General features: G+C 61.7%; 16 protein-coding genes. 1 reads left to right on the forward strand and 15 read right to left on the reverse strand.

The window, feature by feature from the left end; all coding sequences use genetic code 11:
• Positions 1-21 precede the first annotated feature (21 nt).
• The 4 genes from M1D99_RS27375 to M1D99_RS27390 all read right to left on the reverse strand — a co-directional run bounded on the left by M1D99_RS27375 (position 22) and on the right by M1D99_RS27390 (position 5,145).
• Positions 22-918 (reverse strand): GNAT family N-acetyltransferase, encoded by an 897-nt coding sequence (locus M1D99_RS27375; RefSeq protein ID WP_186708084.1) that lies wholly within the window; start codon positions 916-918, stop codon positions 22-24.
• A complete protein-coding gene (msbA, locus tag M1D99_RS27380; RefSeq protein ID WP_434572780.1) occupies positions 918-2,708 on the reverse strand; it encodes a lipid A export permease/ATP-binding protein MsbA in 1,791 nt (596 codons plus the stop codon). Before msbA ends, M1D99_RS27375 begins: the two co-directional genes overlap by 1 nt.
• A 133-nt stretch (positions 2,709-2,841) precedes the next feature.
• Positions 2,842-4,038 carry an O-antigen ligase family protein gene (locus M1D99_RS27385; protein WP_458131075.1) on the reverse strand — a complete coding sequence of 399 codons (1,197 nt, stop codon included), beginning with the start codon at positions 4,036-4,038 and terminating at the stop codon, positions 2,842-2,844.
• Positions 4,039-5,145 (reverse strand): capsular polysaccharide export protein, LipB/KpsS family, encoded by a 1,107-nt coding sequence (locus M1D99_RS27390; protein WP_434572783.1) that lies wholly within the window; start codon positions 5,143-5,145, stop codon positions 4,039-4,041.
• A gap of 153 nt (positions 5,146-5,298) precedes the next feature.
• Here M1D99_RS27390 and M1D99_RS27395 point away from each other — a divergent pair, with 153 nt between their 5' ends.
• Entirely contained in the window at positions 5,299-5,931 is a 633-nt protein-coding gene (locus M1D99_RS27395) for a BUD32 family EKC/KEOPS complex subunit (protein ID WP_434572785.1), read from the forward strand.
• 8 nt (positions 5,932-5,939) lie between these two features.
• Here the strand turns inward: M1D99_RS27395 and M1D99_RS27400 are convergent, their stop codons facing one another.
• From M1D99_RS27400 to glnE, 11 genes are all read right to left on the reverse strand, one after another.
• Positions 5,940-7,226 carry a capsule biosynthesis protein gene (locus M1D99_RS27400; protein WP_458131076.1) on the reverse strand — a complete coding sequence of 429 codons (1,287 nt, stop codon included), beginning with the start codon at positions 7,224-7,226 and terminating at the stop codon, positions 5,940-5,942.
• The gene (locus M1D99_RS27405; RefSeq protein WP_186708063.1) at positions 7,223-8,128 is read right to left on the reverse strand and encodes a glycosyltransferase family 2 protein; all 906 of its coding nucleotides are present in this window, start codon (positions 8,126-8,128) and stop codon (positions 7,223-7,225) included. The genes M1D99_RS27400 and M1D99_RS27405 overlap by 4 nt, the downstream gene beginning before the upstream one ends.
• Positions 8,121-9,869 (reverse strand): carbamoyltransferase C-terminal domain-containing protein, encoded by a 1,749-nt coding sequence (locus M1D99_RS27410; protein WP_186708065.1) that lies wholly within the window; start codon positions 9,867-9,869, stop codon positions 8,121-8,123. The genes M1D99_RS27405 and M1D99_RS27410 overlap by 8 nt, the downstream gene beginning before the upstream one ends.
• 366 nt (positions 9,870-10,235) lie before the next feature.
• Positions 10,236-11,696 (reverse strand): lipopolysaccharide kinase InaA family protein, encoded by a 1,461-nt coding sequence (locus M1D99_RS27415; RefSeq protein ID WP_458131077.1) that lies wholly within the window; start codon positions 11,694-11,696, stop codon positions 10,236-10,238.
• Positions 11,696-12,448 carry a lipopolysaccharide kinase InaA family protein gene (locus tag M1D99_RS27420; protein WP_458131078.1) on the reverse strand — a complete coding sequence of 251 codons (753 nt, stop codon included), beginning with the start codon at positions 12,446-12,448 and terminating at the stop codon, positions 11,696-11,698. The genes M1D99_RS27415 and M1D99_RS27420 overlap by 1 nt, the downstream gene beginning before the upstream one ends.
• Positions 12,445-13,179: a lipopolysaccharide kinase InaA family protein gene (locus tag M1D99_RS27425; RefSeq protein WP_250962795.1), complete on the reverse strand. Its 735-nt coding sequence runs from the start codon at positions 13,177-13,179 to the stop codon at positions 12,445-12,447. Before M1D99_RS27425 ends, M1D99_RS27420 begins: the two co-directional genes overlap by 4 nt.
• Positions 13,179-13,985 (reverse strand): lipopolysaccharide core heptose(I) kinase RfaP, encoded by an 807-nt coding sequence (rfaP, locus tag M1D99_RS27430; RefSeq protein ID WP_186708074.1) that lies wholly within the window; start codon positions 13,983-13,985, stop codon positions 13,179-13,181. Before rfaP ends, M1D99_RS27425 begins: the two co-directional genes overlap by 1 nt.
• Positions 13,982-15,106, reverse strand: a complete 1,125-nt coding sequence (locus M1D99_RS27435; protein WP_186708076.1) for a glycosyltransferase family 4 protein — start codon at positions 15,104-15,106, stop codon at positions 13,982-13,984. Before M1D99_RS27435 ends, rfaP begins: the two co-directional genes overlap by 4 nt.
• The gene (waaC, locus tag M1D99_RS27440; protein WP_458131079.1) at positions 15,106-16,164 is read right to left on the reverse strand and encodes a lipopolysaccharide heptosyltransferase I; all 1,059 of its coding nucleotides are present in this window, start codon (positions 16,162-16,164) and stop codon (positions 15,106-15,108) included. Before waaC ends, M1D99_RS27435 begins: the two co-directional genes overlap by 1 nt.
• 1 nt (position 16,165) lies before the next feature.
• A complete protein-coding gene (gene waaF, locus M1D99_RS27445; RefSeq protein ID WP_186708080.1) occupies positions 16,166-17,200 on the reverse strand; it encodes a lipopolysaccharide heptosyltransferase II in 1,035 nt (344 codons plus the stop codon).
• Positions 17,201-17,999: 799 nt separating this feature from the next.
• Positions 18,000-20,939 (reverse strand): bifunctional [glutamate--ammonia ligase]-adenylyl-L-tyrosine phosphorylase/[glutamate--ammonia-ligase] adenylyltransferase, encoded by a 2,940-nt coding sequence (gene glnE, locus M1D99_RS27450; RefSeq protein ID WP_434572795.1) that lies wholly within the window; start codon positions 20,937-20,939, stop codon positions 18,000-18,002.
• Between the last annotated feature and the right edge of the window lie 217 nt (positions 20,940-21,156).

Raw genomic sequence — 21,156 nt, forward strand, 5'->3', positions numbered from 1 at the left:
TCATGGGCTGCGTGTGCTCCCTCAAACCTGATAGACCGGAACCCGGTTGCACCAGCGATCCTTGTATTCGCGATCGGCGCGGCCGAACGAGTAGCGCAGCGGCTTGCCCGCTGCCCGGGCGAGTTCCCACTCTGTCTGGGTGTTGACGAAACTGAGCACGCTGCCCGGACTGAAGTCGCGGCTCTGCGGATCAACCCCGCCATTGATATATTCCAGGCTGAACCAGCCGGGCGCCTCGACCCGATACAGAATCTGGATCGCCACTGGTTCGTCATTCAGATAAATCAGCGACCCAGTCATGAATTCGCGCATCAGGCTGAACACCTCGGCCAGATGCGTCTTGCCCGGGACTTCGAAATTCCAGCGACGCTGGAACAGGTCGGCATACACGGCGGCCTGTTCGCCGGGGGTCAGTTCGAGCATGGGCCGGATACTGCCCCCCGCGTCTTCCAGCAGCCGCTGTTCGCGGCGCTGGTTGTAGCGGAACTTCTTGCTGTAGTCCTCTGGCTCGCGCGCCAGCGCCAGGCCTTCCGGTTGCTCGACGAGGCCAGTGACGTGCGGTGCATTGAGTTCGGACACATACCGCACGCGGTGCCGCAGGCGAACCTGGGCGCCTTGGCTGACCGGCAGGATGACCTCGGCATTGCCCAGGTCGAGCATGCCACGCTTACCCTCACGCTTGAGCACATCCTTGGATAGCGCCACATGCCGCCCCCAGGTGGGCATGGCGGCGCGCAGTTGGCCATCGACGAGCCATCCCAGGTAGCGCACCGGAATACCCACCAGCCCGGCCAGGCGCTCGACCACATCGGGGTGTGTCGCCACGCTGCCGCCGAACTGATGCCAGGCTTGGGCATAAGTCGCTGCGTCTATCGGGGTCCAACCGCTTTCTCGCCAGGCCCGCCAGTAACTCAAGATCAAACGAAGGACTCCTTCGCCGGCTCGTCGGCGCCCTCGACGAAATCCTTTTCGTGCAGGCGTGCATAGAAGCCATTCAGCGCCAACAGCTCGGCGTGGGTGCCGCGCTCGACGATACGGCCCTTGTCCATCAGCAGGATCAGGTCGGCTTTTTCGATCGTCGACAACCGGTGGGCAATGACGAGCGTGGTGCGTCCTTTCATCACCTGGTCCAGGGCGGCCTGGATGTGGCGCTCGGACTCCGTGTCCAGGGCCGATGTCGCCTCATCGAGGATCAACAGCGGAGCGTTCTTGAGCAACGCCCTGGCAATCGCCAGGCGCTGGCGCTGGCCACCGGAAAGCAGCACGCCGTTCTCGCCCACCAGCGTGTCGTAGCCCTGCGGCATCTGCTCGATGAATTCGGCGGCGTAGGCATCTTCGGCCGCCCTGCGGACATCTTCGAACGGTGCACCGGCGAGATCGCCATAGGCAATGTTGTTCGTCACGCTGTCGTTGAACAACGTGACCTGCTGGTTCACCAAGGCAATGTGTCGACGCAGGTTGTTCAGCCGGTATTGCTCGACATCCACGCCATCGAGCAGTATCTGCCCCTTGTCGTGGTGATAGAAACGCGGGATGAGGTTGGCAAGGGTCGACTTGCCGCTGCCCGAGCGCCCTACCAGGGCGATCATCTGGCCTTCTTCGGCAGTGAAGGAGATATCGTCGAGCACGAGCTTTTCCGTGCCTGGGTATTGGAAGCTCAGGTTGCGCACTTCCAGGCGGCCATTGACCCGGGCCATCTCCTGGGTCCCCGTATCGACTTCAGGCTCTTCGTCGAGTTGCTCGAAAATGCTCTCCGCCGCGGCAAGCCCTTTCTGGATCGTGGCGCTGACTTCGGACAACTGGCGGATAGGCTTGGGTAGCAAGCCGGCGGCGGTGATATAGGCCACCAGCTCACCTGCCGAGGCATCGCCACGCAGGTAAAGCACCAGGTACATCAACACGGCCATGCCGATGTAGATCACCAGTTGCAGCATCGGCGTGTAGATCGACTGGGTGCGCGTCATGCCCAGGCTGCGGTTCATGTTATCGGCACTGGCCTTGTGGAACCGTTCGATCTCATAGCCTTCGCCACCGAAGCTGCGCACCACGCGGTAACCCTGGATGGTTTCCGAGGCCACATGGGTCACATCGCCCATCGCCACTTGGATTTTCTTGCTTTGCTTGCGGAATTTCTTGCTCGCGCTGCTCACCAGCAGGGCAATGACCGGCAGGATCGCCAGCAACACCAGGGTCATTTTCCAGTTGCTGTAGAGCAGATAGCCGAACAGGAACACCACGGTCAACCCCTCCCGGATGACGACCTTGATGGCATCGGTGGCGGCGCCGGTGACCATGGTCACGTTGTAGGTAATGCGGGAAATCAGGTGACCGGAGTTGTGGTTGTCGAAGTAGCGGTTGGGCAAGGTCAGCAGGTTATCGAACAACGCGCAACGCAGGTCATGGACCACACCCCGGGCGACCTTGGCCAGGTAGTAGTTGCCCAGGAAAGAACCGATACCCTGGTAGACCGCGATCAGCACGATCAGCAGCGGCACCCCCAGTACCAGCGACACACCCATGAACTGGGTGTCATTGGGCTTTTGCAGTGCGTCGAGGAAATGCTTGAGCATGTCCGCCAGCATCGGCTGGCTGGATGCGAACAACACGAAGCCAACGATACTGACGGCGAAAGCGCCCCAATACGGGAGTACGTACTTTAGCAATCGCACGTAAATCTTCATGCTCGATTGCTGGTCGGAATTGGCCATTCGGTGCGCCTCGCACGTTTGAAAAGACAGACAAGCTGCAGATTGTAACAGCGAACCAATTGCAACATTGGCCCAGCCAGGACGAAGGAGTGGGAGTGCCGTCAGGAGGGCTCCTCACGGCACGGCCGCATGGTCAGGAGGCAGGAGCACTCCCACTGGGAACCTCGATGTCGGGGTGACCCCGAGCCGCCAATACTATGCTCAGCGCAATGGGCAGCCAAGTAATCAGCCAGTCCGCGTTGGGCTTGAGCCATAGGCCAATGCCATCTGTCAGTAATGACACGCCGGAGAAGACCCACAGTATCAGCAGCACCTGACCCAGCGGTTGCGCACGCGAAATCCAACCACGCCAGCCCGCAGCCAGCCATAGCAAGCCATACAACATCAGGCCAGGCACACCGAGACGCACACCGGTATCCAGGAAAAGGTTATGGGGGTGCTTGAATGGTCGCCGGATTTCGGCGATAGGAATGAGATATTCATGGAAACCCAGCCCTGTTGCCCAATGCTCCAGCATCAATCGAATGCCAGCGCCCCATAGTTCTGGACGGTAGGACACACCACGCTGCAGAAAGATTTCCGGCGCGAATACAGCGATCAATGCGATCCCGGCAATCACCGGGGCGATCAATGCTGCGGTCAGTCGCGACGGTCGCGCCACGCCCGCCATCAACAGACCGGCCAGCAGGCCGATCCATACACCACGGGTCTGGTTGAAGCCCAAAAATACCGCGTACCCCAAGGCAGGAATGATCAGAAGCATCATCACCCAAGGGCTGAAACGTTTGGTCTGCAACATGAATGTGCCGATGATCGCAAGGGCTCCCACCGCATGCGCGGCAGGGATGGCGGTGTCCCACAAACCGATGGCAAGTACTCGCGCGCTGAAAGGCCGGGCGCTGAACGGATAGAAATAGACCCAAGAGGCCAAAGCAAAAAAACCGCCCACGATCGATGCATACAGCAACATCGACTCGAACCGCCATGCACGGTTCTGTGCCGCCAACAATATGCCAGACAGCGTCAGTGTCACATAGATCGTGACCTTGACCTTGCCAAGGACGTTCTCTCCTCCCTCGATCCAAAGCACCAGCAACGTCCAGGCCATGAACAATGCGTAGAACACGCACTCGGGCTGCTTGAGCAACAACCGAAAATCCCGACGGAACAACGCCAGCAAGGCAGGCAGCCACAGCAGGAAAATCAACAACTGGTGATAAAGCTTGTTTTCCGGCAGTACCCAAGCACCACATAGAAGAACCAGAAAGCCAATGGATGCCCATGCCACCAGGACATCCTGGTCGATAAGTCTTTTTATATTTTTGAACATTCAGGTTCTGCTCAAAATCCGATCGGCGACCCGTTGCAATTGAGCCTGATCGGCATTTTTCCAGCTGCCCTTGATGCAGTAGCTCTCGGAAAGATAATGAAGGAAGTTGCGCCTCAAGCGCTCATCGAGCGGCCATTGCGGGAATCCACGGGCCAGCGCCATGACCTGGTCGGCATTATCAGCATGCATCACCAGCCCTTCCACATTGAAAAAGGCTTGGCCAAGCGTGAGCACGGGCTTGCCCAGCAGCAGGCTTTCCAGCCCCACGGTCGAATTGACCGTGATCACGAACTGACTGGCCTCGATCAACTGTTGCGTGGCATTGCCGTTGGCGAAGAGCAGGCGTTCATGGGTGCGCTCGTGCAGCTCGGGGTAGGTCTCGCGGCTGGACGGGTGCTCCTTGAACACCACTGTCATGCCTGTCTCCTCGGCGAGTCGCTCGCCTAAGGCAAACATATCGCGCATGTTCCTGATCCAGGGGGAAAACAGGCGGACCTGACTGTCGCGATCATCCTGGAACGGAATGAAGACGAACTGAGCGGGCAGCATGATCGGGGCCGGTCCGGCGCTGCGTGGCGCACGAGGAATCAGCACCGGCGCAGCTTGGCTTTCTGGCACTGGATGCGGGTAATCAAGGTAGAAACTTGCGTCGCGCGGAACCGCGTTCAGATAGTTCACGCCACGCGGATCCACCGTGGTGGTGTCGGGCAACAGGCCGTTTTCGAAGAAGAAGGTCTTGCAACCGGCCGGCGCCAGTGCCGCCAGCAACCGGCAGTAACGATGGGCGCCGTTCCAGAACGCCAACGCATCGGGGCGCTCCCGGTCAAGCAAGGCCTGGGCGCGCAGCGCCATCCACAGGAGTTCGAGGCGTAGCAACAGGCGATACAGCGCGCCATTGTTTTTTTTCTTGACCCGACGCTCCTCGCATTTCTCTTCGATCAGGCTCGGCCAATCGATGCGCGAAACAATCCTGGAAATTCGCAGAGACCTTGGCCAGGGCATGTGTTGAGGAGAAACGACTTTACCTTGCAGCTCGGTTTCGTTGAGCAAGCGATTGAAATAAAGACCCTGGTGCTTGGCCAGGGAAATGAACAGCGTTTTCGTCATGGAATATCCAGAAAGACGGCGCCAGGCGAGCCGTGAACAAGGCGAACGCCCCGGTGAAAATTGACGCGACTATACCACAGCGGTTTTTGCCGCCTGCACACTGCGCTAACATACCCGGCTGCCCCTCCCATCGGGCCAAGCCTTGGAGCCTTGATGCAAACGCTCGATCCTACTGTTTACCTCGACCTGCGCGAAGGTGCCGATGTCCTCGAAGCCGATCGCCAAGGGGATAAAGTGCTGCGCCTGGCCGATGGCTCGATACTCAAGCTGTTCCGGCGCAAGCGTCTGCTGACCTCCGCGCTATGGTCGCCGTATGCCAGGCGCTTTGCCGACAACTGCCAGGCCTTGCACGAGCGCGGGATTGAGTGTCCGCGGGTTCGCCAGGTCTTTCGCATTCCCTCCATCGAGCGTGACGCGGTCCATTACGACCCGCTGCCTGGTCGCACCCTTCGGCAATTGCTGGACGGGGATGCCCCTGCCGACCTTCAGGCACGACTCGGTGAGTTCATGGCTGGCCTGCACCAGAAGGGCATCTATTTTCGCTCCGCGCACCTGGGCAACGTCGTGCTGACACCTGAAGACACGCTGGGGCTGATCGACGTCGCCGACCTGAGGGCCTATGGCAAGCCGCTGCGCAAAGGGCTGCGCCTGCGCAACTTCAAACACATGTTGCGCTACCGCCAGGATCGCGAATGGCTGCTCAGGGACAATCGGTTCCTGGAGCACTACCTCAGCCATCAGCAAACCTGCAACGAACGGGAGCTGAGGCTCGCGCTCGGTACCTGAATCGCCAGTCAGCCGGCGGCAGGCAGCCTGGATAATTCGAAGTCCTGCGCGGGATCTCTGTCGCGCAACAAATCATCGACCAGCTCGACGGTTTTTGCCAACCCCTTGGAACCGTGCACCAAGTGATAATCGGCGAAGCCGCGGGCCTTGACCACGCAATCCGTATAATCGCGCTCTAGCGCTTGCAACTGCTGGGAAAAAGCCTGCTCGTCGCGCACTTGCGGCCCGAAGAACAACGCGTGGGAAAAAATATCCACATCGTTGCCAGCATTCACATGTATCACCGGCCGGCCTGCCAGCCCCGCCTCGATGCCGGCATTGGACATGATATTGACGACTACGCTTGCCTGGGCAAGCGCCTGTGCCAGCGAGCAGTCGATATCCAGCAGCTCAATGTTGGCGAATCGCGTCGCCGCGTCGATCCAGAATTGCGCCTTGCTGCGCGGGTGGCGCTTGAACAGCAGGCGATAATGCGGATTGCGCCCGGCCCAATCGCGCAGCAGCCGATAGGTATCCTCATAACCGGACTCTTTTTCTCGATCAGGCCCTACCCCCAAGACCAACAATGTCTTGATACAGGGATCAGCGACGGGCAGGTCATAGCTTTCATCGACAAGGTAGGAACCGACCAGCACCACTGTCGACTCACCGAACCGCAGCCGACGCTCTTGCAAGGCTTCCAGCGAACTGCGCCCGAAAACGCCGTAATAATCGTAGTCGTTCATGCCCAGCCGGCGGGATGACTCCAACGTCGTGGCATGGGCCAGGTGCAGCAACCGGGCACCCCGCGCGGCCAACGCCAGGCGCAGGAACGGCGCGTGGAGACTGCCATTGCGTTCGTTGATCAATACCTTGGGTTGATAGGTCTGCACCAGCCATTGAGCGTGGGCGGCATAGACCAGGTAACGCAGGGGGACGGCCTGTGGCGGCGCCACGAGCATGCGCTGGGCGCACGCGTCGGCGGGAGCGCGCAGCGCGGCCTCCGTCAGTTGATGGCCGCGCTTGCGCAGGGCATCGATCAGCACGTTCTTGCGCTGCAGCGCCATGGACTTCGGGGCCGAATGCAACAGCAGCACTTGGCAGGGTGCCGCGCCTGTCGGACGCTTCAGGCACGCCTTGGCGCGCAGTCCAATCGCGATATCCACCAGCACATCACGAGCCAGTCGCAACAGACTGCCAAGGCGACCGTGACGCTCGCGTAGCACTTTCCAGCGATAGCGGTCCAGTTCACGCGCCTTTCGGGCCCAGCTTCCGTCGGCCTGGAACCTATTGTCGTCAGACCTCGAGGCGCTCACTTGAACAACAACCGGATGGCCTTGCGCGTGTAGGACCAGCGCGTGATAGACCGAAGATCGGTACGAATGGCCTGGGCATAAAAAACCTTGGCATTGGCATAGTCGCCGGCACTGTAGCAATCGCGGAACAACGACAGGCATCGCTGGGCCATGAAGGCTTGGCGCAGGTCCTGCAGTTCCTGCGGCATGCGTACCGGGGAAAACACTTCGTCCACCATGCCCACGCCCGCCGCCAGGCTCTGCCTGAGGTCATGGCGCATGCTGTCGCCGTGCTTGTAGATCAGCGCCAACGGCTTTGGGAGTACGGTGCACGGAAAACGCGCCAGCACCTGGGCAAACACCGGGATATCCTCGACGTTGCGCAGATGCTCTGGGTAGTTGCCCGGCCCGAATACGTCGCGATGCATTGCACAGGCGCCGTTGGACAGCGTCACCGTCTTGTCCAGCAGATAACCCCGAACACGCCCACGCGGGGTGGCCGGTAGTGGTTTTACTTCATGCTCGACGCGACGTCCGTCCGCAAACACCGACCAGTGGCCGCCGATGACCAGGCGAGTCTCGGGATGACTGGTTATATGCTGGGTCACCGCGGCAAGGGCACCGGGTGCCATCTCATCATCGGCGTCGAGGAAGATCAGGTATTGCCCCCGAGCCTCCTCAATCCCGCGGTTGCGGACCGACGACAAACCGCCGTTGGGCTTGCGCAGGGCTCGGAAGCCCCCGGCATGTTCGGCCTGCAATTGCGCCAGGACCTGGGGCGTTGCATCGGTGGAACCATCGTCGATCACCAACAACTCAGCCTGGGCTTCGCTCAACTGCGCAATGACTGAATTCACCGCACGAGGCAAGGTCTCGGCGTAGTTGTAGGCCGGAATGATGACACTGACCAGCACCTCAGTCATAAGCGTCCACACCGTCCTTGACCACCAGAATGTCTTCCATGATCAGGTACTGCAGGTCGGAACCGAAGAACATGTTCAGCGCGTCGGTCGGCGAGCAGATCATCGGCTCGCCACGACGGTTGAGCGAGGTGTTCAGCGACACGCCGTTGCCAGTCAGGACTTCCAGGGCCTTCATCATGTCGTAGTAGCGCGGGTTGTATTCACGCTTGAGCACTTGGGCGCGGGAGGTGCCGTCTTCATGGACGACTTCCGGCACGCGGGTTTTCCATTCCTCGGCCACTTCAAAGGTGAAGGTCATGAAAGGGGCCGGGTGGTCGACCTTGATCATCTGCGGCGCAACGGTGTCGAGCATCGACGGGCAGAACGGCCTCCAGCGCTCGCGGAACTTGATCTGTTCGTTGATGCGATCGGCCACGCCGCTGGCGCTTGGGCACCCGATGATCGAGCGTCCGCCCAAGGCACGTGGGCCAAACTCCATGCGCCCCTGGAACCAGGCCACGGGGTTGCCGTCGACCATGATCTTGGCGATGCGCTCCGGGGTGTTGTCGATTTTGCGCCACTCAGGCTTGCTCGGATGACGAGCGCACGCGGCGATCACATCTTCGTTGCTGTAGGCGGGGCCGAGGTAGACGTGTTCCATCTTCTCCACCGGCACGCCGCGGGCGTGGGACACATAAGCCGCCGCCCCCACCGCCGTACCGGCGTCGCCGGAAGCCGGTTGCACGAACAGCTCCTTGACGTCGTCACGGGCGATGATCTTCTGGTTCAGCTTGACGTTCAACGCACAACCACCGGCGAAGGCCAGCTTGCCGGTTTCCTTGAGCACGTCGCCCAGGTAGTGGTCGATCATTTGCAGTGCGAGCTTCTCGAACAGCGCCTGCATGCTCGCCGCGTAGTGGATGTACGGTTCGTCGGCAATGTCGCCTTCACGTTTCGGGCCGAGCCACTCGATCAGCTTCGGCGAGAAGTAGAAGCCCTTGCCCTTCTCTTTATAACGGCGCAGGCCGATGACGTTGGCGTAGTCGGTGTTGATCACCAATTCGCCGTTTTCGAACGAGGCCAGGCGCGAGAAATCGTACTTGCTGGCATCGCCGTAGGGCGCCATGCCCATGACCTTGAATTCGCCATCGAGCATTTCGAAACCGAGGAACTCGGTGATCGCGCCGTACAGGCCACCCAGGGAGTCCGGGTCGAAGAATTCCTTGATCTTGTGGATCTTGCCGTTTTCGCCATAGCCGAAGAACGTCGTGGCGTACTCACCCTTGCCGTCGATGCCCAGGATCGCGGTTTTTTCCTGGAAACCCGAGCAGTGGTAGGCGCTGGAAGCGTGGGCCAGGTGGTGCTCGACCGGTTCGATCTTGATCTTTTTCGGATCGAAGCCCAGTTGTTCCAGGCACCAGACAATCTTGCGGCGATAACGCTTGTAGCGACGGTTGCCCATCAGGATCGCGTCGAGGGCGCGGTCCGGGGCGTACCAGTAACGCTTGGCGTAGTGCCAGCGCGCTTCGCCGAACAGGCTGATCGGGGCGAAGGGGATCGCCACCACATCAACGTCGGAAGGCTTGATGCCGGCCTGCTCCAGGCAGAACTTCGCCGACTCGTAGGGCATGCGGTTCTTTGCATGTTTATCGCGTACGAAGCGCTCTTCCTCGGCCGCCGCGATCAGCTTGCCGTCAATGTACAGCGCTGCGGAAGGATCATGGCTAAGGGCGCCGGACAGGCCAAGAATCGTCAATGCCACAGGGTCTAGCCTCTTATGTCTGCATACGGGCGACAAGCGCCGCGAAAAATGGATGTGCCGCGCACCAAGGGTGCGGGGCAGCTAAAGGGCGGGATTATAGCTTAAAAGCGGCCTTAAGCCTCTAGCGGTGAGTGGCGAACGTGCAGCAGACGATTGCTTGGCGCTGTTTGCAGGGCAGCGCATCGCACCTGTGGCGAGGGAGCTTGCTCCCGCTCGGCGGCGCAGCCGTCGTAAACCGGTTGATGCGGTTTTCCTGTGGGAATGCGCCGGTCTTTTGGGGGCCGCTGCGCAGCCCAGCGGGAGCAAGCTCCCTCGCCACAGGGGCATCGGCGACCTCAAGTGAGCTAAAGGGTCTTCATCTGTGGTTCATAGGGCGGACGAAGCGCTATCGACCGTTTTGGGCAACCGCTGATCGATCACCCGATACAACCCACTGTCCTGCGGCCAATTGCGCATGAACCTGGCCCGATCCCGGGCGTAGGCCGGGGCGAAGCTGGCCTGGCTACGGTGCTGGCACATGGAGTCCAGGTCGATCAGCGCCCAGCGGTCGTCTTGCCAGAACAGGTTATGCCCTTTGAAGTCACCGTGACTGATGCGCTCGCGAATGAGGTCGGCGAACAAGCGATCCAGTGCCAGCAGCTCCGTCTCGGGGGCTTCGCCGCTCTCCACGTAAGGGGCGAAGCGCTCGATGATATCCGGGCCAGGCAGGTGCTCAGTGACCAGATAGGCACCACGACGCAGCCACAGGAAACGCTTTTCCAGCAGCGCCAGCGGCTTGGGCGTGGCGATGCCGAGGAAGGCCAGGCGATGGCCTTCGCGCCAGGCATGCCAGGCACGGCTCGGACGCCAGAAGCGCTTGAGCCAATGGGCGAATCCCTTGATGTTGTAGCGCTTGATGATCAGTGTGCGGCCGTTCGCAACCACCTTTCCGACACTCGCCGCGCCGCCGGTCTTGTACAGGTGGCCTTGGTCGAGCAAGGCATCGGCCTGCTCGAGCACTGGCATCATCGCGGCCTGTTCTTCACGGCGGATCGCCCGCAGCCCGAACGGCCCGCGCTGCACACTGAAAAGGCTGCACTCGCGCCCGACTTTTTCAAGAAAGTCCTTCAGCCGCCAGGCGTGCACATTGTCGATCTGTTTTTGCAGCGCTTCCATGGGCAGCGCGTGTTCAGCGTTGCCCAGCAAGTAATGCACCAGTAATTCTTCGTTGAACGGCTCGATGGATTTGGGAAGCTGGGCGAAAAACACGCCCAGATTCTCCAGCACCGTCTGCCGCGACAATGGCTGGCCGGGGGTTTCGACGCGAATGCCAGCGCCATCGATAAGATAAAGCTTGCCGCCGTGGCGCAGCAGATTGTCCAGGTGCAGGTCTTCCTGCCACAGGCCTTTGCTGTGCAGCCGCGCAATCGCATCCAAGGCCTCGGCCAGCACCGCCGTTTGCTCATCCGCCAGTATCGGCAGATGTTCGACCTGCTTCCAGGCGTCACCAAGGCTCTCGGCATCTTCCAGCAGCTCGAACAGCAACCAGCCACCTTCGCCTTCCTTCAAGCCATCGGCCAGTAGCAACGGCGTCGTCAGCCCCTGCTCCGCCAGCAGGCGAACGCCTTGAAGCTCACGCTGGAAATGTCGGGGTGCCTTGCTGCCCACCAGCAACTTGGCCAACACCGGGCGGCCTCGCCATATGCCGGCGCCCACGTAGCGCTGCCCTGGCAAAACCCGCAGTAGCGTCAACAACTGCAACTGCGCCGGGCCGGCGGCGTCCTCCAGCTCCAGGCTCAGGGGCAGGCCAGGATTGCGACCGGCATTTTTCAGTTCGGACAAAAGCATCAACGAGCCTCCTTGTCGCTACGTCGGGCGGCCAGCCGGGTCATCCAGCTGTCGACCAGAGCGCTGTCGAGCGGCTGCTCTAGATAAACAGACAGCAATTGGCGCACATCGTCGCTCTTCCAGGCGCCTGCCCGTCGCAACAGCGGCTCGAGGTCCTTGACCCGGTCACGTTGGCCGAACAACAGCGGCCGGGTTTTCTCCAGGTCAATCAGCTGTGCCTGGTAGCTGCCGTCGATGGTTTGCAGGAAAATATGCTTGGGATAGAAACAGCCATGCATTTGATGGGCATTGTGCAGGCGACGCGCCAAGTGACCACAGGCTTGAAGGATGCCTGTACGTTGTCCGGCACTCAGCGTCGACCAGCGCTGCAGCAGTGAATCAAGGTCATCCCAGCCGTCCAGCGCACGCGTCAGCAGGACCGCCCGCGCCTCGCCGTTCACTTTGCGCTGACCGTAGAACACCGCTTGCAGCGCGGGAATGTGCAACTGCCGATAACGGCTGATATTGCGAAATTCCCGGGAAAAGCTCGGTTCGCCAAACGGGTGGGACCAAGTCCGGGTCAGGTAATTGCTCTGGCGCTTGAGGTAATAACCCTGCCCTTCCAGTTCCAGGCGGAACACGCTGCTCCAGCCATCGCCCGAGGTGTTGGGTTCGTCCACCGCGTCCAGTTGCCGCGCCCACAAGGCCTCGAAGCTGTCCAGGCCATGACGTTGCAACAACGCCCGGTCTTCAGCGGCCAAAAAATCAGTCATTCGCGCCCCTCGAAAAATCTCACCACGTGGCGGATGCGCTTCTTGTCGCACGCATCGAGCCGGTCGCGCTGGCGGTATTGCAGGTAAAAACGCAGGCGCTGCGTGGCCGACAAATGGTACTTGGCCACTTTATCCAGGCACGCCAAGTCCTTGGTGATACGGTACTTGAGCCAGAAACCGCGCCAGAAATCGCCGTTCGGGCAGTCGATCAGAAACAGCTGCGAACGGTCGTCGATGAGCAGGTTGCGCCATTTGAGATCGTTATGGGTGAAGCGGTGGTCGTGCATGGTTCGCGTATAACCGGCCAGTTGCCGGCTGACGTTATCGACCCAGGCACGGTCCGCCAGCCTCGGATCGTGGCGCTCGGCGAGGGCCGAGAGGTCTTCGGTATGCGGCAGTTCGCGGGTGATCAGCGCCCCACGGGCATAGGTCGCGCCGTTTCGCTCCAAGCCCCAGCCCACGACTTCAGCGGTGGGGATGCCCCATTTGGCGAAGCGCTTGAGGTTCTGCCATTCGGACTTGACCCGTGGCTTGCCCAGGTAGCGCCGCAAGCCTTTGCCGGCCCCGACGTAGCGCTTGACGTAATAATTCACGCCGTTGCGCTGTACCCGGATCACCTCGGACAACGGGTCGCGGGTCAAGCGCTCCCCTTGCAACGCGAACACCGCTTCGAGGCTGCCAAAATCCTCTGCCAACTCGGCATATGCCGGTTCCAGATTCCAACCCGACATCAGAGCGCGTCCCCGTACCGCTGCTTGCGGGCATACAGTTTGTTGGCCTTGCCTTCGAGCCAGGCCAGCAGCGAAGCCTCTTCGGCGAGGATTCGACGCAGCGGCTGTTGGAAATAGCCCTTGAGAAAACGCAGTTTGTCGCGGCGGGTCAGACCGATGTCCAGTGCCGAAAAATACAGCGCCGCCAGGTCCTTGTTGCGCCAGCGAGTGGTGATGGCAGGACGGGTCTGGGCGCGGTGCAGGTCGATCACCGAGAGCTTGAAATCCCCAGGCGTCACCGGCTTGTCGGTGTGCAGGAGGAAGTGGCAGATGTAGCAGTCACGATGGTTGACCCCGGCGCGGTGCATCATGCCGGTCATGCGCGCCACTTCGGCGATCAGCGCCCGCTTGAGCGTCGGCTGCGGCGGCTGCTTGACCCAGTCGATGCTGAAGTCTTCGAGGCTGACGGTCGGCGCCAGCTCCTCGGTGACGATGAACGAGTGCTGGTCCGCCGGGTTGCTGCCCTTTTCGCCGTAGGCGACCGCCGTCATGGTCGGCACACCCGCTTCCTGCAAGCGCTGAATCGCCTTCCACTCCTGCCCCGCGCCGAGTACCGGCAGCTTGGCGGTGAACAAGTTCTTGAAGATCTCGCCCCAACCGATTCCGCGGTGGATCTTCACGAAAAAACCGCGACCGTCCACCTCCGTGCGCAAGGTGCGCCGGGCCTCCAGTTCGCGATAGACCTCGCCCTTGAGCGCTTCGACTTCGGCGAACGCATCGCGCCCAGCCCAAAGGCTCTTGAACGGTTCGGCCAGCATCAACTTCATTGCGCGTGCTCCGCCAATATCACATCCGCCGCGTGCTGCGGCATGCTGTAGAGGTCGGCCGTCTCGGCGAAGGCCAGACCGTTGCGGCTCCAGGCCGCCCGTGCCTGGGCGTCGTTCAACATGCGCCCCAGGTAGTCGGTGAGCTGGGCTTGTTCGAACGGCTCATCCAGCACCAGGCCACTGTCGGCCTCGGCGATGTAATGGGCGTACCCACACACCGCGCTGACCAGCACCGGCAACCCGGCCACCAGTGCTTCGAGCAATACGGTGCCGGTGTTCTCGTTGTACGCCGGGTGGATCAACAGGTCGGCGCCCAGCAGGAAACGCGGGATATCGCTGCGGCCCTTGAGGAACCGCACGTTGTCGCCCAGGCCCAGCGCGGCGCTTTGCAGTTGGAATACTTTGGGGTCGTCCTGGCCAATTACAAACAGCCGGGTGCGTTTTCTCAGCTCGGCTGGCAACGCGGCCAGGGCCTTGAGGCTGCGATCCACGCCCTTGGTCTTGAACCCGGAACCGATCTGCACCAGCAGCAGGTCGTCGTCGGCCAGCTCGAATTCGGCCCGGAACGCGGCGCGGATCTCGTCGGCGTCGGCGGGCCGGCGACGGTCCTGGGCGATGCCCGGCGGCAGCAGGTGGAAACGTTCCAGCGGCGTGCCGTAGTGCTTGATGAACAGCGGCTGCTGGACTTCGGAGATCATCAGGACTTCGGTCTTGGCATCCTTGGCGAACACGGCCCGCTCATACTCGGCGAAATGCCGGTAGCGGCCCCAGCGCCGGTACAGCGAATTGCGCAGGTTCTGCGCCTTGTCTTCGAAGCAGCCGTCGGCGGCGTAGTACACGTCCAGGCCGGGCATCTTGTTGAAGCCAATCAACCGATCCACCGGGCGCTTGGCCAGGTCGGCCTCCATCCACGCACTGAGTTTCTCGTTGCGACGATGATTGAACAGCGCCTTGACCGGTGCCACCAGCACCTCGAAGCCTGGCGGCACGTCACCTTCCCAGATCAGCGTGTAGACGCGGATCTGGTGGCCGCGTCGCTGACACTCCAGGGCGATGCGCATGAAGTCACGCTGCAGGCCACCGAAGGGGAAATACTTGTAAAGGACAAAAGCCAATTGCATCAGCGCGGCTCCTCAGCCAATAACGTGCTCAGGTGGCTGGCAACACGCTCGGGGTTCAGACGCGTGAAGCACAGGGGCTGCTCGCGTTTCAGGTCAAACCGCCGGGCATCCTCGGCGGTTGGCGGATAAGTGCAATGTTTCTGCATGCACGGCGCACAAGGGAAATCACTGGCGAGGTGAATCTGGCCCCTGCCATAGGCGCCGGTCAGCACCGGATTGGTTGGGCCGAGCAAGGAAATGGTCGGCACGTCCAGGGCCGCGGCCAAATGGCCGAGACCGGTGTCCACGGCCACGCAAGCCTGGGCCCCGGCAAGCACCTTGCCCATGCCGCCGAGGTTCAGCTTCGGCAGTACCAGGGCGTTGCGCAGCCCGTTGGCGATGCGTTCGGCCCGGGCCTTCTCGGCAGGGTTGCCCCACGGCAGTTTGACGACCACGCCGAACTGGCCCATGCGCTCGGTGAGCTGGCGCCAGTAAAGTTCGGGCCAATGCTTGGATTCCCAGGTCGTGCCATGCAGGAACACCACATAAGGGTAAGGACGCGGCAATTCGACCAGTCGGTCGATGTCGAGGCCATAGCTGCCTTGGGTTTTCGGTAAGTCATAGCCCAGCGCCAAGGCGAACAATTGACGCACCCGCTCGACCGCATGCTGACCACGGGCCACGGCCAGGCGACGCGAATAGAAGCGCGCCGCGAGGGGCTCACGCGCAGAGTCCTTATCCAGGCCAGCCACCGGCGCCTTGACGTAGCGGGTCAGCCAGGCACTTTTCAACAGGCCTTGGGCATCGATCACCAGGTCGTACTTTTCGGCGCGCACGCTCTGCTTGAAACGTCGCCATTCGCCACTCTTGATGGTCTGCCAAAGGTTCTTGCGCCAGCGACGGATCGCCACGGGAATGACATTGCCCACGGCCGGGTGCCAGGTGGGGATTTCGGCAAAGCCTTCTTCCACCACCCAGTCGAACTTGATGCCGGGAATCGCCCGCGCCGCGTCGGTCAGCGCCGGCAACGTGTGGACCACATCCCCCAGCGAAGAGGTCTTGATCAGCAATACCCGCAAGTTACCGGACCTCCACGGGGGTGCCCTGCAAACGCTCCAGGGCCTCGTTCACCGACGGCGGCATGAGCTGGCGCAGGCAGTTGTAATGACCGAAACGGCAGGTACGATCGAAGCATGGACTGCACTCGATGCCCAGGCGCACGACTTCGACCTGGTCGGCCAACGGCGGCGTGAAGCCTGGCGAGGTGGAACCGTAGACCGCCACCAACGGGCGGTTCAGGGCCGCAGCCACATGCATCAGGCCCGAGTCGTTGGAGACCACCGAATCGGCGCAGGACAGCAGGTCGATGGCCTCGGCCAGGGACGTGTCGCCACTGAGGTTCACCGACTCTTCCCGAAGACCCGGGATCAGCCGCGAGCGGATGTCCTCGCCCACCGGGTGATCTTTTTTCGAACCGAACAGCCAGACTTGCCAGCCTTCGCGAATTTTCGCCTCGGCCACCTGGGCGTAGTGCTCCGCCGGCCAGCGCTTGGATTCGCCGAACTCCGCACCTGGACACAGGGCGAGCACTGGGCGATCCAGGCTCAGGCCGAACTTGGCCAGCGCCGCGTCACGGGTCACCGGGTCGATCCGCAGGCTCGGCCGCGGATACGGCTTGGGCAACTCGGAGCCAGGTTCGTAGGCCAGGGCCATGAAGCGCTCGATCATCAACGGATAACGTTCTTTGTCCAGCTTGCGCACGTCGTTGAGCAGGCCGTAGCGAAACTCGCCACGCCAGCCGGTGCGCTTGGGGATGCCGGCGAAGAACGGCACCAGCGCCGACTTCAACGAGTTGGGCAACAGAATCGCCTGGTCGTACTGACCGGCCAGGGATTTACCGATGCGCCGACGGGTCGCCAGCTCCAGCGCGCCGTGGCCGAGCGGGAAGCTCAAGGCCTTGCGCACTTCGGGCATACGTTCCAGGATCGGCCGGCTCCACTCAGGGGCCAGGACGTCGATTTCGCACTGCGGATGACGCTGTTTCAAACACTGGAACAGTGTCTGCGCCATCACCATGTCACCGACCCAACTGGGCCCAACGATCAAAATATTCATGTGCTTTCCAAAAACGATACGGGGAGGCCTACGCCTCCCCGCCTCGAGAATCACTGTGGCTTAGGTCGTTGCCTGTTGCCCTAATCTACAACACACCGCCAATCAACTGTGGCAGTACTCATCTGTTTCAAGTACCGCGCAGCACCGCCAATCCACTGTGGGAGCGGGCTTGCTCGCGAAAGGGCCAGCCCATCCAACATCATTGTCGGTTGACACTCCGCTTTCGCGAGCAGGCTCGCTCCCACAGGGGTTCTGCATACGTTTCCAGCACCGTGCAGCACCACCAATCCATTGTGGGAGCGAGCCTGCTCGCGAAGGGGCCAGCACATCCAACATCAATGTCGCCTGACACTCCGCTATCGCGAGCAGGCTCGCTCCCACAGGGGGCCTGCATACGTTTCCAACACCGTGCAGCACCGCAAATCCATTGTGGGAGCGAGCCTGCTCGCGAAGAGGCCGGGACATCCAACATCAATGTCGCCTGACACTCCGCTATCGCGAGCAGGCTCGCTCCCACAGGGGTTCTGCATACGTTTCCAACACCGTGCAGCACCGCAAATCCATTGTGGGAGCGAGCCTGCTCGCGAAGAGGCCGGCCCATCCAACATCAATGTCGCCTGACACTCCGCTATCGCGAGCAGGCTCGCTCCCACAGGGGGCCCGCAGAGGTTTCAAGCTCTGCGCAACACCACCAATCCATTGTGGGAGCGAGCCTGCTCGCGAAGGGGCCGGGACATCCAACATCAATGTCGCCTGACACTCCGCTATCGCGAGCAGGCTCGCTCCCACATTTAAAGCTTCAGCTCAGCCCCAGCTCCCGCCAGATCCGCACTACCTGCCGGCGCTCATCCACGAACTGATCGCCTGCGATCACCCCGGCATCTTTCTGCAAGGCTTGGCGGTGAGCGGCGGAGCGGTAGGCTTTGTAGGCCTCGCGCAACAGCGTCGCGTCTTCGGACGGCATCAACCCGACTTCCTGCAACCCGTCCAGGATGCGGATGTTATCGGTGTAGCGCACCAGCGACGGATGCTCTTCGGACCACGCCAGGGCCGCGTATTGCACCATAAATTCAATATCGACGATACCTCCGGCATCCTGCTTGAGGTCGAAGGGCGCCGCGGCCTCGAAGGCATTCGGCGCGGTCCCGGCGGCGGTGGCCTTGCTGCCAAGGTTGTCACGCATCTTGGCGCGCATCTCGCTGACTTCCTGGCGCAGCGTCGGCAAGTCACGCTTGCGTCCCAACACCTGGATGCGGACCTTTTCGAACGCCTGGCCCACGTCCTGACTCCCCACCAGCACACGGGCTCGCACCAGCGCCTGATGCTCCCAGGTCCAGGCTTCGTTCTCCTGGTAGCGGGCAAACGCCCCGAGGGAACTGACCAGCAACCCCGACGCCCCGGACGGTCGCAGGCGCATATCCACTTCATACAACTGCCCGGAGTTGGTCTGGGCGGTCAGCAGGTGAATGATCCGCTGGCCAAGCCGGGTGAAAAATTGCGCGCCGTCGATGGGTTTCGGGCCGTCGGTTTCTGCCTGCGGGTCGCCATCGTGGATGAACACCAGGTCCAGGTCGGAACCATGGCCCAATTCCAGGCCGCCGACTTTCCCATAACCGACAATAATGAAGCCCGGGTCACACAGGCTGCCGTCGGTGCGCAACGGCACGCCGTGCTTGGCGGCCGTCTGGCGCCAGGCCAGGGCCAGCACTTGTTCGAGAATCGCCTCGGCCAGCCAGGTCAGGTAGTCGCTGACCTTCATCAACGGCAGGCTGCCGGCGATTTCCGACGCCGCCACCCGCAGACGGTGCGCCAGCTTGAAATGCCGCAACGCCTCCATTTGCTGCTCCAGATCATCCTCGGGAATGCGCGTCAGGCGCTCACGCAACTCCGCCGCCAATTCCGGCGCCAGGGGCGGCTTGAACAGCCGGCCCTCGTTGAGCAACTCATCGAGCAGCAGCGGGAAACGGGTGATTTGCTCGGCAATCCACGGGCTCGCCGCGCACAGCGTCAGCAAGCGCCGCAGGGCCCCGGGGTTTTCCGTCAACAACACAAGGTAGGCCGAACGGCGAGCCACGGCTTCTACCAAGGGCAGCACCCGCTCCAACACCAGGTCCGGATCGGCATGCTCCACAGCCTGGGCCAGCAGGCGCGGAATGAACGCATCCAGGCGTTCGCGCCCCAAGCGCTGCATGGCGCGCAATTGCGGGCTGCCGCGCAGGACGGCCAGGGCCTTGAGGGCTTTGGGCGCATCGACGAAGCCGCCCTCTTCCAACTGACGGCACGCCACTTCTTCATTCTGGCTGTCTTCCCACAACGGCAACCATTCGCCGCCGACCACCACTTCGCTTTCACCACCCTCTTCTTCATCCGGGTCGGCGATGACCTGGCCGAAATGCCAGGCCACGCGCCCGCGCCAGTACATCAATCGCTCATGAAAGGCCGACCAGTCGGCAAAACCCAGCATGAACGCAATGCGCGCCTGATCCTGCGGGCTGTCCGGCAGCATCTGGGTCTGGCGATCGGCAATGGCCTGGATCGCATGCTCGGTATACCGCAGGAATTCGTAGCCCTGGCGCAGCTCATCGATCACCTTGGCCGGCAGGTAACCCTGGCCCTCCAGGGTGTTCAACACCTTGAGCAGCGGTCGCTGCTGCAAGCTCAAGTCGCGTCCACCGTGGATCAGCTGGAACGCCTGGGCAATGAACTCGACCTCGCGAATGCCGCCCGAGCCCAGCTTGATGTTGTCGGCCATACCCTTGCGCCGCACCTCCTGCTGGATCAACTGCTTCATGGTGCGCAGCGCTTCGATGGCGGAGAAATCCAGGTAACGGCGATAGACGAACGGACGCAGCATGTCGAGCAGTTGCGCGCCGGCCACCTGGTCGCCGGCCACCACTCGCGCCTTGATCATGGCGTAGCGCTCCCAATCGCGGCCCTGGTCCTGGTAATACTGCTCTAGGGCATTAAAGCTCAGCACCAGCGCACCGGCCGAGCCGTAGGGGCGCAGGCGCATGTCGACGCGGAATACGAAGCCGTCGACGGTCATCGGGTCGAGGGCCTTGATCAGGCGCTGGCCGACACGGATGAAAAATTCCTGGTTATCCAGCGGCCGCTTGACGCCCACGGTTTCACCGCCCTCGGGGTACGCGAAGATCAGGTCGATGTCCGACGACAGGTTCAGCTCCACCGCCCCCAGCTTGCCCATGCCGAGGATGACCATCTGCTGCGGCTCGCCGCTGCGCCGCCCGGTGGGCGTGCCGAACTGCTGGCTGAGGCGCTGATACAACCATTGGTAAGCCTGGTCGATGCAGGTGTCGGCCATGTCCGAGAGGTCGCGACAGGTCTGGACCAGATCGGCCTGGCGGGTCAGGTCGCGCCAGATGATCCGCACTTGCTGGCGGGTACGTTGGCGGCGCAGGACGCGGCCCAGTTCGTCTTCGGTTTCGGCGGCCTGGACGGCGGCGCCGATCTGCGCACACATTTCGCCGGGTGCCAGGCTACGGTCCAGTTCGCCGCTGCGCACCAGCTCCATGAGCATCACCGGGTCACGAACACTCTGCTCGATGACAAAGTCGCTGGCGGCGGCAATGCGGTTGAACGCCTCCCAGCGTTGCGGGGTCCAGGCCGACAGCCCATGATCGTCGTCGAGGCAGGCGACCGCCGCACGGAACGACTGCTCGGCACGACTGACCAATGACTGGAGAATCGCAGGTACTTCGACAAGCGAAGGCAGGCTCATGGTCTATCCTTGATCGGCGCGGGAAAGGCTGGATGTAGTGTTTTTTCAAAAGACACTACCTGATCGACTGTCGAACAAAGATGATAAATAGCTGAAAATCTGATTTTATTGGCAGCCGGCATCAAGTTTTTACCTGTTCGAGTTGGCTAAAGACCAACAGTAACGATTATTCTCACAACGAAACGAGGGGCCACGAGCCGCTCAGGTGTAGTTTTAC

It is taken from the genome of Pseudomonas sp. R3-41, assembly GCF_054161485.1.